A 16,122-nucleotide genomic window follows, 5' to 3' on the forward strand; every position below is an offset into this window, starting at 1 on the left:
TCCGGCACGCTCGTCTAATCTGACTAAGCTCTCCTCAAAGGCTGCGCAAGGGCCTGAACCTGGAGAGCATATGCGCGTAGTCCTGGGCGCTTTATGGATGATAGCCACGACCCTTATGGCGGCGCCTGCGCCGCTGCACTTTTCGGTTTCCGACAGCTGGGCGATGCCCATGGTGCACCTTGAGGGCGGCATCCCGACCCAGGGCATCCTGTATGACGTAATGGTGAGCCTGGCCACCCAGGTCGGCCGCCCCGCCCAGTTCCAGGTGCTGGCCCGGGCGCGCCTGGCCAATGCCATGTCCCACGGGGAAATCGATGTGCGTTGTTACGTCGCCCAGGCGTGGCTGTACGACGTTCCCGGTGACTACACCTGGAGCGTCCCGCTGATGGTGCAGCGCACTGTCTTGATCAGCACTGAACCTGAACCGATCCAGGTGGACCGGTTGCTGCCGCAGGCGGTCGGCACGGTGCTCAACTACCGCTACCCCCTTCTCGACCCCCTCTTTGCCGATGGCCGGTTGAGCCGCGACGACGCGCGCAGCGAAGAGCAGGTGCTGCAAAAGCTGGTGGCCGGGCGTTACGCCTATGCGTTGAGCAACGAATGGATACTGGATCGCTTCAATCAGCAACTGCCGATCGCCCGCCGCTTGCATAACGTCGCCGTGATCGAAGAACAGCACCTGGGCTGCATCGTGCGCAACGACCCCAGCGTGCCGGTGCAACAGATCCTGCGCACGCTGTTGCGGATGAAGCAGTCCGGCGAGATCGACGCCATCATCCAGCTGTACACCGGGCAGACCGCACCCAGCGTGTCTCCAGACCGATAGCGGCCACGCTGGCCAACACCATCAGCCCACCCAGCAGCACCTGCAGGGCGATGTGTTCGCCCAGCAACAGCGCCGCCATCACCATTGCAACCGGTGGCACCAGGTACATCGCCACCGAAGCTCGGCTGACCTCGACATGTTTGAGCACGTAGCCCCAGGCCAGATACGCCAGGGCACTGGGAAAAACACCGAGCACCAGTATCGCCAGGTTTACCGACATCGGCGCCCGCGCGACCGCAGCAGGCAACCCCGGCAGGTTTACGCACAGCATCAAGGTGCCGGACCACACCATATAACAGGCCAGGGTCAGCGGACTGTAGTGGTGCGCATAACGCCTCTGCACTGCGAAACACACGCTCCAGGACAGTGCGGCCACCAGAATCAGCAAGCCGCGTGGGTCCAGATCAGCCAGCCCTTGGTCGCCCCGGATCACCACCAGCACACCGCACAACCCCAGCAGCACACACCCCCAGCGCCAGGCACTGACCCGCTCCTTCAAGCAGAAAAACGCAATCAACACGCTGAACAGCGGCGCCGACTGCGCCAGCACGCTGGATGCCGATGCCGTCACCCATTGCTGGCCGCTGTTAAGGCTGGTGTGGTGCAGGAACACGCCGAAAAAACCCAGTACCAGCAGCCACGGCAGATCCCGCAGGCGTGGCCGACCGATGCCCATCACCAGCGCCACCGCGCCCATGAACACCGACGCGATCAAAAATCGCAGCAGCGCCAATTGGCCGGGGCTGTAGCTGTGCAACCCCAGGTGCACGCCAATCGGCGAATACGCCCAACAGAGGATGACGGCGGCGACCACTAGCGTTAGCTTTACGGGGGTTGGGGTATTCATCGACGACATCCGGACACAGAAGGAATGCCGTCAGTCTTGGCCCGCGCCAGGCGCAGCACAATTAAGCGTTTCTGACTTCTGAGATCACGGGAACTGAGCAATGGAACTGGCCCAACTGAAAATGGTGCGAGCCGTGGCGCAAACCGGCAGCGTGGCCCAGGCCGCCCTGCAATTGCACTGTGTGCCGTCCAACATCACCACGCGCATCAAGCAGCTGGAAAGCGAGCTGGGCACGCCGTTGTTCATTCGCGCCGGACGTGGCCTGGCGATCAGCGCCGCCGGGGAAATTTTCCTGGATTACTGCGAACGCATCCTGGCGTTGGTGGATGAATCCAAGCGCGCGGTGGAGGCCAACGCGATGCCGCGCGGCACCTTGCGCATCGGTGCGGTGGAGTCCAGCGCCAGCGGGCGCCTGCCGCCGCTGCTGGCCGAATATCACCGGCGCTATCCCGACGTCAGCCTGGAACTGGTCACCGGCGCCTGGGCGCAGCTGCTGGACGACCTGCAGCACCATCGGCTCGACGTGGCGCTGGTGGCGTCAGCCAACCCGCGCGCCAAGCTGGACCATAGCGTGGTGTACCGCGAACGCCTGGTGCTGATCGCCAGTGCAACCAGCGCGCCGATCCAGGGCCCCGCCGACCTGGCGGGCCGCACCTTGCTGGTCTGGCCAGTGGGATGCCCGTATCGCGCTGCCCTGGAGAACTGGCTCAAGCCCCATGACCTCACGCCCGCCATCGCCAGCTACGCAAGCTGGGGCACGATCATTGGCTGCGTCAGCGCAGGGATCGGCGTGGCCCTGGCGCCGGAAGGCATTCTGGCTCGGTATGAACAGGCCGATCAGTTGGCGTCGTATCGATTCGAGGAACTGGCGCCGGTTGATAACCTGCTGTTCTGGAACCCAGACAGCCAGCGGCACCTGGCGCGGGATGCGTTCGCCCAGCTGTTGCGCGAAACCTTCAGCTGATCGGGCCGAGGTGATGCAAAGCGTCACGGGCTGCGCTTCCACGCGGGAGCGTGGGAGCGATCCTCGCGCCTGACAGGGTCAGCGCTTCGGCGCAGCCAACCGTGCGTATTGCTCCTGGCTGATCCAGCCGGTGAACGAACGGTCATCGGCATTGATGAACTCGACCTGTGCCCAGCCGTCCTTGAACGCCAGCACCCCCACCACATCATTCTTGACGACGTAGGGACGCTTGGCCGCTTTCGCCGTTGGGTTTTTCAGCAGGTAAGCCTTATCGGCCGACACCGTCACCAGGGCGATCCATTGCTTCCTGGCCGTCTGGCTCAGGTCCAGACCCGTGGCGATTTCCGGCATCAACACATTGATGCAGCCCGGATGCTGACGCCCTTGCGCCACCGTCAGGGTCACGCCATCGGACGACGCGGCCACGCTGCCGGGATAAGCCACATCGCGCCAGGTGGTCAGCGCTTCGGGCGGGCCCTGCATAAAGAAGCGGCACCCGCGCGTCACGCCCTCGCCCATGTCCTCGGCGTAGAAACCTTCGACCTGATGCTGCGGCGTCACCGCCAGCATCAGCCCTTCGTACTTGCCCGACTGCAACGTGGCCGAACCTGCAAAGGCAGGCACCACGGCGCACAGCGACAACACACCTGCCACCAGCAAACGAATCATCTTATTTCTTCCCTTCCAGTACGTCGTAGGCCTGCTTCATCAGCACGTCGTAGTTGCCATAGTCATCACCGTTATAGTTACGGGCCATGGCGGTAAAGTCCTTGTTTTTCATCGCGCTCAACAACGCGGTGTTTTTGCCGCAAAGGGCCAGGTAGGCCTTGAGTTGATTGCCGGCGTTCACTTTCAGTGACGCCACGAACTCAAACACAGTCTTGAACCCGCACGACGCAAAATTGAACCCCATGATCTGGAACATACCCCACGAGGCCGACATCAACGCTGCTTCCTGGTCCAGTGCGAACGCCGTGGCCATGGTTTCCCAGGCCTTGACCTGATCCTTGTTGTTGGCCTGCCATTGCGGGCCGGCTTTTTTCTTATAGATGTACGACAGCAGCGGGTGTGCCTGGTCGTAGATATGCTTGGTGTACTTGCGAAATTGATGGCCTTCGAAGGCGATGATCGGCAACTTGGCCGGCCCGAAGCCCACCTTCCCGCCCGACTCCACGGTGGCAAATGCCTTGATGACATTCACCGAGATCCCGTTGCCCAGCTGCTTGGCAGCATTCTGGAAATCCGTTTCGCTCAGCGTCGTGCCGCCGTCGCAGGTAGCCTGCATCATCAGCTGCCGGTTACGCCGTTCGGCCTCGATCACCGCACGCACCTGGTTGAGGTACACGTTGACGGTGGCCTGCACCGCATCGGCATTGTTATTGCCGAAGGCATTCAGAAACGTAGGAATACGCGTCGTCGGGAAGGCCTGCACCGGCACCTTCACCGCCTCTTCGATCAAGCTGTTGAAGGTACGGCCGGTAGGGTCGATCACGCCATCGGGATGGGCATACTTGAGATGACGAAACTGGTACTGGCTGATGCACTGCACCAACTGGCCGTCGCATTTGCCGTTTTCAGGCAGGGGGAACCCCAGCTTGGGGATGATCAGGTTGAATAAATACTGGATGCACTGCACATCGGCGGGCAGGTTGCGGGCTTTACCGGGGGTGCCGACCGAGGCACTGATAAGACGAGGCAACCCTTGCAGGCTTTTCATGACAGACATCCTTGTTAGTTAAAGAAGTGATAGCACTTCAATATCAAGTCGCGCCCTTGTCATACTCTGAAACAAGTGGCCGGCGCACGCTAACAAGGCGATTTGGGGTTGTCCAGCAGGGGCTTCAAAAGTTGTGAATCAGCCGGACTAAATCAGTTAGTAGCCATGCACTTCGCGAGTCTTCTGGTACTGGTGGTAGTCGATCCACTCGACCACGTCGTACGGTAGATAAAGCTGCACCCTGGCACGGGAAATGGCGATATACACCGCGCACAGCCGCTGATCGAACGCATAGGCATCCTTGAACTTCACATTGGTCAGCAACTCAGGCGTGAGCAAGACCCGATCGAATTCCATGCCGCCAGCGTCCTGGGCCAGCATCAATAAACAGCGTTCGGCCGGGTCGCCGCTCAGCCTGTTCAAACGCGTTACATCGGCCACGTTGAACCCTTTTTCCAGCCTGGCCTCGACCCACAGAAACGCCTCGTCGAACCGGCACGCGTCACGCACCTGTTGCCAGTCGGTCATATCGCTGAAAAACGGATGAGGCCCACGGTCACTGTACTCGCTGCCATAAAATTCTGGCTTGAACAGGGCGATGACGGTGTCCATGAAGTATTTGAGGTCCTGCTGCGCTTCATGGCTGGCAAAGGCACAGGCACAGCGCGCTTCGCTCAGTTCAATGAGCCATTTCATGCTGTCCCAGGCGGACGCGGTCAGCACTACGCAGCCTGGCGGCGGCACAAAACCCTGGGGATACAGCTCGATGCCGACATCAGCATCCCGCGCCCCCTCGAACAGTACCTTGCTTTTCTCGGAGTGCTGGCTGATCAGCGGATTGACCAGGCGCTCGACATTGCGCCCGGAACGCACGGAGTAGCTCACATCGGTGTGGCGAACTTCGCGGGCGCGTTTGACCATCACCCCGCTGGCCTGCTGATACTCATCGCCCAGGGTGATCAGCACCTGGCGACCGCGCTCGATGATTTGCAGCAGCGGTGCCGGAATATCCTGGCTCTCGTCGATCAACACATGGGTATAGCGTTCAGGCACTACGCTGCCTGCAAGGGCTGCGCGCTTGATCATCAACAAGGCTTCGAAGCCTGTGTGGCTGCTCCAGGCCGGATTCGCCTCAAGGTAACCCCACAACCGGCTGGAGTATTCGAGCAGCGCCTGGGCATCGACCGTCGACAACGGTTGCTTGAAATGCGGCAAGTGCTTGGCCGACAGGCTGTAGTCCCAGGAGCGGCAGTAGCTTTCCAGCACCTTGAGGCACACCTCCAGCACCGCCTGCCCTTCCAGGCGACGAAAACCAAAGATGTTCAGCTCCTGGGCCAGTGCCTGCTTGCTTGGCACGCGCACTTGCGTACGCACCGGCTGCGGCCTGGGGCCATGCAACAACGCGTGCGCGAACCCCTCAAAGGTCTGCCCGGCCTTTCTTTCCCGCGCGCCCACCATGCGCGCGCGCAAGGTTTCCAGCTTGGCCGGCGTACGGGCCAGCAACAAAGTCTTTTCGGGGCGCAGATGCTCCATAAGCGCCACCAGCAGATGACTCTTGCCGATGCCCGCGTACCCCTGGACATGCAGGTCTTCGTTCAGGTTGGCGCGAAAGGTTCGGACCAGCTTGTCCTGCTCGGCACTCAACCAGCGCTCGCGGTGCCGGGGCGTGACCATCTGCTGGCGGAACGGATTGTTGGCCTTGAGGTGACGAACTTTGTATTCGACGTCCCATTTGCCGTCGGGCAATAGATAGTCGCGGGCCGACACTTCATCGGCCAGCAGAAAACGCAATCCAAGGCTCTTGACCACATTGAGGCCGAAGTACAGCTTGCGCGTATCAAACAGCCGCTGCGCTTCCGACAGCAGGCTCACGGCCGCAGAATGCCTGGCCTCTGCCGCCCAGCCAATGAGCTTGGCCAGCACCCGTTCAGCGCCCACTGCACTCAGTTCGTTTTCCGGCATTTGCGCCAGATTCTGGATAACCAGCACCGCCGCAAGCTCCGGCTCACTCAGCGCAACGAGCGCAGCCGCACCCTCGGCGCTCAACAACCCGGCGCAGGTTTCGTCGGTGATCGGCAGGAATACCGGGCTGGATAACGCAAAATGTTCCGAGTGCATACAGCCTCATAGCCAGGGGAAGCGACGCTTGGGAGTATGCCACTAGTCGTGAAATGGCCGTCATGCACTGTGCAACAAACGTCACAGATGACTGGCTGAGTATTGGGATTTTGATTTGGATGGGTGTTGCAGGAGGGAGCGTTATGGAGGCAACCCCACCAGCCACACCCCGGCACACAATGTTCCCGCTGTGGCTGCTGCCTTCCGGCTCTGACCAGGTTCACGGGTAATCGTTGCGGGGGGACCGATGGGGTCACCATAACGACGCTGGCCTCTCGGCAAGCGGGGCCATTGTACCGATCTCATCGGAAGTTACAACCGTAAAAAATGAGAAGCTTCAAGTACTTGCCATGGCCTTGAACAATGACGCTATCCAAGGTGGGAGGGGGCTTGCCCCCGATGGCGGTGAACCAGCCAATAAATATGTTGGCTGACACCTTGCTATCGGGGGCAAGCCCCCTCCCACATTTTTTCATCATTGTGCCTGTAGGACTTCATCCGCCTTGCCGCCCTCTTCCTGGATCACCAGGTGAATGAAGTGCAACTTGGCAATTACCGCTGGCGGCAATACGAAGGGGTAAAAATCCGGCTGGCCCATGCTGCGCGACAATTCGTTGAGCATGCCGGCCAGTTCGATCCAGGCGTTGACGAAGGAGAGAAACGCCGCACCGCCAGGGTGGTCGGGGTCGTACAGGGTGGTCAGGGGAAACGGCTGGTAGTCCAGGTCCATCTCCCGCGCACTCATGCCGAAGCCCAGGGCCGTGTCGACCGCGTCCATCATGTGCAGGTAGTGAGCCCAGGTTTCGGCCCAGTCTTCCCAGGGGTGCATGGTGGCGTAGGCGCTGACGCAGGTTTGCTGCCAGTCCGGGGGTGGCCCGTTTTGGTAGTGATGATCGAGCGCGTCAGCGTAGCTTGCGCGCTCGTCGCCGAATAGGTTGCGAAAGGGTTCAAGCCAGTGGCTGTTGGCGATCAGGCGATCCCAGTAGTAGTGGCCGACTTCATGGCGAAAGTGGCCGAGCAACGTGCGATAGGGCTCGCGCATCTGCACGCGAACCTTTTCACGATGGGCGTCGTCGGCCTCCTTGATGTCGAGGGTGATCAGGCCGTTGGCGTGACCGGTGGTGGGCGCATTGCCTGCCAGGTCGATGCCGACGAAATCGAATGCCAGGCCGGTGTCTTCGTCGACGCATTTGGGCACCACCTGCAGGCCCAGACTGATCAGCTGCGCCACCAGTCGGCGCTTGGCGGTTTCCACCTTGCGCCAGCGCTCGGGGTTTTCCGGGACCGATAAGTCGGGAATGGTGCGGTTCAGGCTGCAGGCCACGCACAAGGAAAAGGTGCTATGCGCCGGGAGCAGCCAGTTGCAGGCAGCCGGTGTGTCGAGGTTGGCGCAGCGGCGAAAGGCGCCGGCGTCGAGGTTTTCATCCATCAGCCAGGTGTCGACCACGGGACCGGGCTGCAGCGAGGACAAGCGACTTTGCTGCGGGTGGTAGCCCAGCAGCGCCGAGCAGGCCAGGCACTGGCTGTTGCGAAAGAACAGGGACTGGCCGCAGCGGCATTGCCAGACCTTGCTGTTACGCGAAGAGCCGGCCATGAACGGTGCAGCGATACGCGAGCTGAGTTGGTCGAAGTAACGGAACATGGCGATCTCTCCCAGGGGGTGACTGAGACTAGATCATTTCCTTTGCAGGATCGTTCCCACGCTCAGCGTGGGAATGCATACGGTGACGCTCTGCGTCATGCCTTGGAAGAGCAGGCGCGGAGCGTCCAGGGCGCAATTCCCACGCGGAGCGTGGGAACGATCGTCATACGGGGATATTGTGCGTGGCCAGGAAGGCGACGAACGCCTCTTCGTCCAGCACCTTCAGGCCCAGCTCGCTGGCCTTGGCCAGTTTGGAACCGGCGCCCGGCCCGGCCACCACGCAATGGGTCTTGGCCGAAACGGAACCGGCCACCTTGGCGCCGAGGCTTTCCAGCTTGTCCTTGGCCACATCGCGGCTCATCAGCTCCAGGGAGCCGGTGAGCACCCAGGTGTGCCCGGCTTCCGGCAAGCCTTCGACGACCTTTTTCTCGCTTTGCCAGTGCATGCCGAAGTCCTTGAGCTGCTGCTCGATGGCCAGGGCCTGGCGGGCGTTGTCGGGGTTGTCGAAAAACTCGCGCACGGCCTTGGCCTGCTTCTCGGGCAGGGCCTGGCGCATGTCCAGCCAGTCGGCCTGGATCACGCCTTCGAGGCTGCCGAACTTGTCCGCCAGTTTTTGCGCCGCACCCGGCCCCACCGTGGGCACGTGCAGCTTGTCGAGCAGGCCGCCCAGGGTGGCGCTGGCGGCGAACTCAGCACTCAAGTCGCCCTGCTCCTGCAATTGCAGGCCGCATTCCTGCGGCGACAGCAGCGCGCCAATCACGTCCTCGTTATGACGGTCTTCAAAGAAGCTATGGATTTCGTGTGCCACTTCCAGGCCCACATCCGGCAGGTAGGTGAGCACTTCCGGCAGCGCTTTTTGCACACGCTCAAGAGAGGCCAGGGAGCGCGCCAGCACCTTGGCGGTCTCCTCGCCCACATCGGGAATACCCAGGGCGTAGATGAACCGCGCCAGGGTGGGCGTCTTGCTGTTTTCGATGGCGGCGATCAGCTTCTTGCTGGAAATGTCGGCGAAGCCTTCCAGGTCGATGATCTGCTCGTACTTGAGTTTGTAGAGGTCAGCCGGCGAACCGATGAGTTTTTCATCCACCAGTTGCTCGATGGTCTTGTCACCCAGGCCATCGATGTCCATGGCGCGGCGCGAGACGAAATGAATGATCGCCTGCTTGAGCTGCGCGCCACAGGCCAGCCGCCCGACGCAACGGTACACCGCGCCCTCGCTGACGGTTTCCTTGCCCTTGCTGCGCTTGACCAGTTGCGTGCGCTCCACATGGGAGCCGCATACCGGGCAGCTCTCGGGGATCTGCACCGCGCGGGCGTGTTCCGGGCGACGCTCGGTGACCACCGACACCACCTGCGGGATCACATCCCCGGCGCGGCGGATCACCACCGTGTCCCCGATCATCAGGCCCAGGCGCGCCACTTCGTCCATGTTGTGCAGGGTAGCGTTGGACACGGTCACGCCAGCGACCTTGACCGGCTTCAAACGCGCCACGGGGGTGACGGCACCGGTGCGGCCGACCTGGAATTCCACGTCAAGCAACTCGGTCAGCTCTTCCATGGCCGGGAATTTATGCGCAATGGCCCAGCGCGGCTCGCGGGCGCGGAAACCCAGTTCACGCTGGTAGGCGATGTTGTTGACCTTGAACACCACACCGTCGATTTCATACGCGAGGCTGTTACGCCGCTCGCCGATATCGCGGTAATAATCCAGGCACTCCTGGATACCCTTGGCCAGCTTGAGTTCATGACTGATGGGCATGCCCCACTTCTGCAACTGCTTGAGATTGCCGATATGGGTATCGCTGATATCCGCCGTCACCTGACCGATGCCATAGCAGCAGAATTCCAGCGGGCGACTGGCGGTGATCTTCGAATCCAGTTGGCGCAGGCTGCCGGCCGCGGCATTACGCGGGTTGGCGAAGGTCTTGCCGCCGACTTCCAGTTGCGAAGCGTTCAGGCGCTCGAAACCGGCCTTGGACATGAACACTTCACCGCGCACCTCCAGGGTGGCCGGCCAGCCGCTGCCGTGCAGCTTCAGCGGGATGTTGCGCACAGTGCGCACATTGACGCTGATGTCCTCGCCAGTGGTGCCGTCGCCACGGGTCGCGCCGCGCACCAATTCGCCGTCCTGATACAGCAGGCTGACCGCCAGGCCGTCCAGCTTCGGCTCGCAACTGTATTCGACGCTGCCAAACAGGTCACCGGCCGGCAGGTCCAGGCCCTCGGTCACGCGCCGGTCGAATTCGAGCATGGTCGCTTCATCGAAGGCATTGCCCAGGCTGAGCATCGGGATTTCATGCCTGACTTGGGTAAACGCCGACAGCGCCGCACTGCCGACCCGCTGCGTCGGCGAATCACGCGTCACCAGCTCCGGGTGCTCAGCCTCCAGGGCCTTGAGCTCATGGAACAGCCGGTCGTACTCGGCGTCCGGAATACTCGGCTCATCGAGGACGTGGTAGCGGTAGTTGTGCTGATCCAGTTCAGCGCGCAGTTCGAGGATGCGGGTAGGGGCGGCGGTCATGGGTGTTCTCTCATAAAGCAAAAGAGCAGCCGAAGCTGCTCAATATGTTAGTGCGCTTATTCTACTGACAACGCCGAAGCGCAATCCTCAGCGTTTCTGTGTCAGGGCGCGACGCTCGAACTCGACGATGCGCTGACGGTAATGCTCGATGGTCTGGGCAGTGAGGACGCTGCGTTGGTCGTCCTTGAGTTCGCCGTTCAATTCCTGGGACAGCTTGCGGGCTGCGGCCACCATCACGTCGAACGCTTGTTTCGGGTGACGCGGGCCTGGCAGACCGAGGAAGAAACTGACCGCCGGGGTGCTGAACAGGTCGATATCGTCCAGGTCGAAGGTGCCCGGCTTGACCGCGTTGGCCATGGAGAACAGCACTTCGCCGTTACCGGCCATGCTTTCGTGACGGTGGAAGATATCCATCTCGCCAAAGCGCAGGCCGCTCTCAAGGATGTTCTGCAACAGCGCAGGGCCCTTGAAACCACCCGCGTCGCGGCAGATCACACTGATTACCAGCACTTCTTCGGCGGCCGGCTGATCGTTGACCGATTGGCGTGGTGCGTTCTTGCCGGCGTTTTCATCCGGGAAATCATCGTCGCGGCTGCTGAAGCTCGGGCCTTCATCGACATCGAGGTTCAGGTCGCCCTGATGCGGCTCGGCAACGCCAGCGCTGCCGCGCTTACCGCGCTTGGACGAGGGTTCACGGGCTTCACGCACTGGCGCGCTCATCGACGGCAAGTCGTGTTCATCCAGTTGCGGTTCCTTGTGGGTGTCCAGCACACGGGGCGGCCCCAGCAGCTCGGCGCTGCCGTCATCGTCCGGCAGGTTGGACAGGTTTCGGTCCAGGCGGAATTTAAGCTTGCCCTTGCCACCGCGCATGCGGCGCCAGCCATCAAAAAGAATACCGGCAATGACAATAATGCCGATGACGATCAGCCACTCGCGCAGACCGATTTCCATGTAATCCCGTGCCTCTATAAAAAATGCTGAAAAATAAGGGGTTTAGCACCGTGCAAACCGCTTTAAAACGTGGCGCCAACTCTATGTTCTGACTGGCGTTTTGCCCACGCATACGAAAAATTGACATTAAACTAGCACGACCAAAGATAACTTTACACAGTTGCAGCGAAATGTGTCGAATTGCCAGCTTTTCGGCATAGTAGGCAATCTCCTACAGCCAGCTCCAACTGTGGCTACAAGCCCTGAGCTACAAGCTTCAAGCCAACTCACTCGCAGCTTGCCGCTTGAAACTCACAACTCGCCGCTAGGCGTCCACCATCTTCATGGCTTCTTCCACATCCACCGCCACCAAACGCGAACAGCCAGGCTCATGCATCGTCACGCCCATCAACTGATCGGCCATTTCCATGGCGATCTTGTTGTGGGTGATATAGATGAACTGCACGGTCTGGGACATCTCCTTGACCAGCCGAGCGTAGCGTCCAACGTTAGCGTCATCCAGCGGTGCGTCAACCTCATCGAGCATGCAGAACGGCGCCGGGTTCAGCTTGAAGATGGCAAATACCAGTGCCAGAGCGGTCAGGGCCTTTTCGCCGCCGGACAACAAATGGATGGTGCTGTTTTTCTTGCCCGGTGGCCGCGCCATGATCGTTACCCCTGTATCGAGTAGATCTTCGCCCGTCAGTTCCAGGTAAGCGCTGCCACCACCGAAAACTTTTGGGAATAAGGCCTGTAAACCGCCATTAATCTGATCAAAGGTATCCTTGAAGCGGTTGCGGGTTTCCTTGTCAATCTTGCGGATCACGTTTTCCAGGGTGTCCAGGGCTTCCACCAGGTCGGCGTCCTGGGCGTCCAGATAACGCTTGCGCTCGGACTGCTGCTGGTACTCATCAATGGCCGCGAGGTTGATCGCGCCGAGTCGCTGGATACGCGCGGCAATCCGCTCCAGTTCTTCCTCGGCGTCTTTTTCGTTGGCCTGGGCGGTCAGTGTGTTGAGCACGCCGTGCAGGTCGTAACCGTCTTCCAGCAACTGGTCCTGCAAGGTTTTGCGGCGCACGGTCAGGGCTTGCCACTCCATGCGTTGCTGTTCGAGCTGGCCGCGAATCAGCTGGGATTGCTGCTCGGCCATGGTGCGGCGCTTTTCGGCGTCGCGCAGTTCGCGGTCGGCGTCTTCCAGGGCGATCTGCGCGGTCTTGAGTTCTTCGTCAACGCTCATGCGCTTGTCGAGCAACTCTTCAAGCTTGAGGCGCAGCTCTTCAAGGGGCGCTTCGCCCTCCTCCAGGTTGAGGCTCAACTGCTCGCGTTTCTCGGTGAGGCGTTCCGACTGCATCTCCAGGCGCTCGAGGGCCTGGGCCGTGGAAGCGTGCTGGGCGCGCAGCGAGCCCAGGCGTACCGCCAACTGGTGGGCGTGGTCCTTGTGCTGGCGGGCTTCCTGGCGCACGCGGTCAAGCCGTTCGCGCAGGCTGTCGCGCTGGGCCAGCAGCAATTCGCGCTGCTCGGTGTCCAGGGCCATGCTGTCGAGGGCTTCCTGCAATTGCAGGCGCGCTTCGCCGATCTGTTCGTGCTCCAGGGCGCGCTGTTCGCCCATCTCGGTCACTTCTTCGTCGAGACGGGTGCGGCGCAGGGTCAGTTGTTCGACCTTGGCCTTGCTCGCCGACAGCTGGGCCTTGAGTTCGCCTTGCTGACGCGCTTCGTCCTGCAACAGGCGGCGCAGGTGTTCACGGCCGGTCTCTTGCTGGCGCTGGGTGGCGCGCAGGGTTTGCAGCTCGGTTTCCAGGTTTTCCAGGGTGGCTTCGCGTTCTTCACGCTCGGCGCTCAGGTTGACGATTTCCTGGCCACGGGCCAGTACCCCGCTCTCGGCTTCGCTGGCACGCCGCACGCGCAGAAAGTGACGACCAACCCAGTAACCGTCACGGCTGATCAGGCTTTCACCGCCACCCAACTGACCGCGCTGGGCCAGGGCCTGCTCAAGCGATTCAACCGGTTTGACCTGGCCCAGCCACGGCGACAGATCAATCGCCGCCTCGACCTTGTCCAGCAGGCTGCCCGGCACGCGCGTGCCGTCGGCGGCCGGGCTGAGCAGGCGCAGGTCACCCTGAGCAAAACCGGCCAGGTCGAAGCCGCCAAAATCATCCACCAGCACCGCTTGCAGGTCGGCGCCCAACACGGTTTCCACCGCCAGTTCCCACCCGGCCTCCACTTTCAGCCCTTCGGCCAGGCGTGGGCGCTCGGCCAGATGCTGGTCGCGCAGCCATTCGGCGGTGCCGGTGCCAGGGTCCAGCGCGGCTTGCTGCAGGGCTTCAAGCGATGCCAGCCGCCCGTTGAGCCGCTGCAGATCGCCCTGGGCCTGCTGCTGCGCCTGGGTCGCGGTGTGCAGTTGCTGACGCAATTGCTCCAGGCGCTCCACTTGCTGTTCTTCGCTGGCTTCGAGTTCTTCCAGGGTCATTTCGCTTTCGGCCAGCTGCTCGCTCAACTGCAGGATCGCGGCGTCTTCCGGGTCGGCGGCGAGCAATACGCGCTCGTCCTGCAGGCGGCGCTGACGCTCGGCCAATCGCTCCATGCTGGTTTCCAACTGCTGGATGCGCGACTGCTGCACCTCGGCCTGGCGCCGCGGTTCGGCGGAGGTGAGGTTGAAGGTGTCCCACTGCTCCTGCCAGCCGTGCATGCTGGTTTCGGCTTCTTCCAGGGCCGCCGCCGCTTCTTCGGCGGCGGCGCTGGTGATTTCCTGCTCGGGGGTGAGCATGTCCAGCTCTTCGCCCAGGGTCAGCAGCAAGGTACGGTCGTGGCCCAGGTGCGACTCGGTTTCCAGGCGCGCGCGCTCGGCTTCCTTCAGGTCGTCCTGCAACTGGCGCAGACGCTGCTGGCCGTGCTGGATGCTCTGTTCGACCCGGGCGATGTCGCCGCCCACCGAATAGAAGCGCCCCTGCACCAGATTGAAGCGCTCGGACAGCTCATGGTGCCCGTCCCGCAGGCGCTCGATACTGGCGTCGGCGTTGCGCTGCTCGGCCACCAGCGCTTCAAAGCTGACTTCCTGGGTGCCGATGATCGCCTCGCGCTGGCCAACCTGATCGTTCAACGCCTGCCAGCGCAGGGCCGACAGCTGTGCCTTGAGCTGGCGCTCTTCGCCCTTGTATTCCTGATACTTCTCGGCAGCCTGGGCCTGGCGGTGCAGGCGCTCCAACTGGCGCTCCAGCTCTTCACGCAGGTCGGTCAGGCGGGCGAGGTTTTCATGGGTGCGGCGGATGCGGTTTTCGGTTTCGCGGCGGCGCTCCTTGTATTTGGAGATGCCGGCCGCTTCTTCGATGAAATTGCGCAGGTCTTCAGGCTTGGCCTCGATCAGCTTGGAGATCATGCCCTGCTCGATGATCGAGTAGCTGCGCGGGCCCAGGCCTGTGCCGAGGAAGATGTCGGTGATGTCGCGTCGACGGCATTTGGTGCCGTTGAGGAAGTAACTGTTCTGGCTGTCACGCGTGACTTTACGGCGGATGGAGATTTCCGCGTAGGCCGCATATTCGCCGATCAGGGTGCCGTCGGAGTTATCGAACACCAGTTCGATGCTGGCCTGGCTCACCGGCTTGCGGCTGGTGGAGCCGTTGAAGATGACGTCGGTCATCGACTCGCCACGCAGGTTTTTCGCCGAGCTCTCGCCCATCACCCAGCGGACGGCGTCGATGATATTCGACTTGCCGCAACCATTGGGCCCGACCACCGCCGCCATGTTACTGGGGAAGTTCACCGTGGTCGGGTCGACAAAGGATTTGAACCCCGCCAACTTGATGCACTTGAGCCGCACGCTTAGGCGTCCGCCAACGCTGCGATCACCAGCGTGCTGCTGCGCTGGCAGTAGGCCGACAACACCAGGCGGATCTGCGCCAGGTCACGGGCCAGCACGGCAGCGAGCAACTGTTCGAACAGCGTGATGTACTCGCTCATTTCCGCCTTGCGCTGCTCGAGGGCCAGGTAATAGGCGCGGTTCATCGCCGGCTGCAGGTTTTCGACGGTTTCCTGCAGATACGGGTTGTTGGCGAAGGGGTACGCGGCGCGCATCACGTTGAAGCTTTCTTCGACGAAGGCGCGGATGTCCTGGCGCTCATAGCTGCCCATCAGGCGCTGCTGAATTTGCAGGAAAGGCGCCATGTCGGCCTGGGTCTGCCAGCCTTCGGCCACCGCATTGCCAAGCAGGATGTACATCTCGCCCATCAACGTACACAGGCTCTGCACCTTGTGCGCGGTGAGTTCGGTGACGTGGGCGCCACGGCGCGGCAGGATCGCGATCAGGTGCCGGCGCTCGAGGATCAGCAAGGCTTCGCGCACGGAGCCACGGCTGACATTCAGCGCCAGCGTGACCTTCTGCTCCTGGATCCGCTCCCCAGGCTTGAGATCGCCGCGAATGATACGTTCGGCGAGGTGGTGAGCGATTTGCTCGGCGAGACTGTCCGGCGCCTTGAACGTCATGTTTTCCCTTCAAAATCTTCTATCGGTACAAGCGCGGCAGTGTAGCGCATTGGCCCGCTGATGGCGCTACGCCCACCGTGG

Annotated in this window: 11 protein-coding genes and 1 other RNA gene; 2 read left to right on the forward strand and 10 right to left on the reverse strand. The window is 61.8% G+C overall.

The window, feature by feature from the left end:
- The first annotated feature begins 70 nt into the window (after positions 1–70).
- A complete protein-coding gene (locus tag SC318_RS19260; protein WP_320428074.1) occupies positions 71–826 on the forward strand; it encodes a substrate-binding periplasmic protein in 756 nt (251 codons plus the stop codon).
- Here the strand turns inward: SC318_RS19260 and SC318_RS19265 are convergent.
- The gene (locus tag SC318_RS19265; RefSeq protein WP_320428075.1) at positions 774–1,673 is read right to left on the reverse strand and encodes a DMT family transporter; all 900 of its coding nucleotides are present in this window, start codon (positions 1,671–1,673) and stop codon (positions 774–776) included. The genes SC318_RS19260 and SC318_RS19265 overlap by 53 nt on opposite strands.
- A gap of 100 nt (positions 1,674–1,773) precedes the next feature.
- Between SC318_RS19265 and SC318_RS19270 the strand changes: the two genes are divergently transcribed.
- Positions 1,774–2,637: a LysR family transcriptional regulator gene (locus SC318_RS19270; protein WP_320428076.1), complete on the forward strand. Its 864-nt coding sequence runs from the start codon at positions 1,774–1,776 to the stop codon at positions 2,635–2,637.
- Between the two features lie 78 nt (positions 2,638–2,715).
- Here the strand turns inward: SC318_RS19270 and SC318_RS19275 are convergent, their stop codons facing one another.
- The 9 genes from SC318_RS19275 to SC318_RS19315 form a co-directional block, all read right to left on the reverse strand.
- On the reverse strand, positions 2,716–3,306 hold the full coding sequence (locus SC318_RS19275; protein ID WP_320428077.1) for a hypothetical protein: 591 nt from the start codon (positions 3,304–3,306) through the stop codon (positions 2,716–2,718).
- Position 3,307: 1 nt separating this feature from the next.
- On the reverse strand, positions 3,308–4,354 hold the full coding sequence (locus SC318_RS19280; protein ID WP_320428078.1) for an N-acetylmuramidase family protein: 1,047 nt from the start codon (positions 4,352–4,354) through the stop codon (positions 3,308–3,310).
- A 156-nt stretch (positions 4,355–4,510) separates the two neighbouring features.
- A complete protein-coding gene (locus SC318_RS19285) occupies positions 4,511–6,472 on the reverse strand; it encodes a hypothetical protein (protein ID WP_320428079.1) in 1,962 nt (653 codons plus the stop codon).
- A gap of 153 nt (positions 6,473–6,625) precedes the next feature.
- Positions 6,626–6,722: signal recognition particle sRNA small type (gene ffs, locus SC318_RS19290), an RNA gene on the reverse strand.
- Between the two features lie 225 nt (positions 6,723–6,947).
- Positions 6,948–8,114, reverse strand: coding sequence for a zinc-binding metallopeptidase family protein (locus SC318_RS19295; protein WP_320428080.1), 1,167 nt, complete (start codon positions 8,112–8,114; stop codon positions 6,948–6,950).
- 163 nt (positions 8,115–8,277) lie between these two features.
- On the reverse strand, positions 8,278–10,635 hold the full coding sequence (ligA, locus tag SC318_RS19300) for an NAD-dependent DNA ligase LigA (RefSeq protein ID WP_320428081.1): 2,358 nt from the start codon (positions 10,633–10,635) through the stop codon (positions 8,278–8,280).
- Positions 10,636–10,722: 87 nt separating this feature from the next.
- A complete protein-coding gene (gene zipA, locus SC318_RS19305) occupies positions 10,723–11,586 on the reverse strand; it encodes a cell division protein ZipA (protein ID WP_124367939.1) in 864 nt (287 codons plus the stop codon).
- Between the two features lie 304 nt (positions 11,587–11,890).
- On the reverse strand, positions 11,891–15,379 hold the full coding sequence (smc, locus tag SC318_RS19310; RefSeq protein ID WP_320428082.1) for a chromosome segregation protein SMC: 3,489 nt from the start codon (positions 15,377–15,379) through the stop codon (positions 11,891–11,893).
- Positions 15,380–15,381: 2 nt separating this feature from the next.
- Positions 15,382–16,041, reverse strand: coding sequence for a GntR family transcriptional regulator (locus SC318_RS19315; RefSeq protein ID WP_320428083.1), 660 nt, complete (start codon positions 16,039–16,041; stop codon positions 15,382–15,384).
- Positions 16,042–16,122: the final 81 nt, after the last annotated feature.

The sequence above is a fragment of the Pseudomonas sp. MUP55 genome, from assembly GCF_034043515.1.
Lineage (GTDB): Bacteria > Pseudomonadota > Gammaproteobacteria > Pseudomonadales > Pseudomonadaceae > Aquipseudomonas.

What these genes read in the sequence shown, in the direction of transcription:
- SC318_RS19285 (WP_320428079.1), bottom strand. Translation starts at nt 6,472, where the DNA reads ATGCACTCGGAACATTTTGCGTTATCCAGCCCGGTATTCCTGCCGATC.
- SC318_RS19280 (WP_320428078.1), bottom strand. Translation starts at nt 4,354, where the DNA reads ATGAAAAGCCTGCAAGGGTTGCCTCGTCTTATCAGTGCCTCGGTCGGC.
- zipA (WP_124367939.1), bottom strand. Translation starts at nt 11,586, where the DNA reads ATGGAAATCGGTCTGCGCGAGTGGCTGATCGTCATCGGCATTATTGTC.
- ligA (WP_320428081.1), bottom strand. Translation starts at nt 10,635, where the DNA reads ATGACCGCCGCCCCTACCCGCATCCTCGAACTGCGCGCTGAACTGGAT.
- SC318_RS19270 (WP_320428076.1), top strand. Translation starts at nt 1,774, where the DNA reads ATGGAACTGGCCCAACTGAAAATGGTGCGAGCCGTGGCGCAAACCGGC.
- SC318_RS19275 (WP_320428077.1), bottom strand. Translation starts at nt 3,306, where the DNA reads ATGATTCGTTTGCTGGTGGCAGGTGTGTTGTCGCTGTGCGCCGTGGTG.
- SC318_RS19260 (WP_320428074.1), top strand. Translation starts at nt 71, where the DNA reads ATGCGCGTAGTCCTGGGCGCTTTATGGATGATAGCCACGACCCTTATG.
- SC318_RS19265 (WP_320428075.1), bottom strand. Translation starts at nt 1,673, where the DNA reads ATGAATACCCCAACCCCCGTAAAGCTAACGCTAGTGGTCGCCGCCGTC.
- SC318_RS19315 (WP_320428083.1), bottom strand. Translation starts at nt 16,041, where the DNA reads ATGACGTTCAAGGCGCCGGACAGTCTCGCCGAGCAAATCGCTCACCAC.
- SC318_RS19295 (WP_320428080.1), bottom strand. Translation starts at nt 8,114, where the DNA reads ATGTTCCGTTACTTCGACCAACTCAGCTCGCGTATCGCTGCACCGTTC.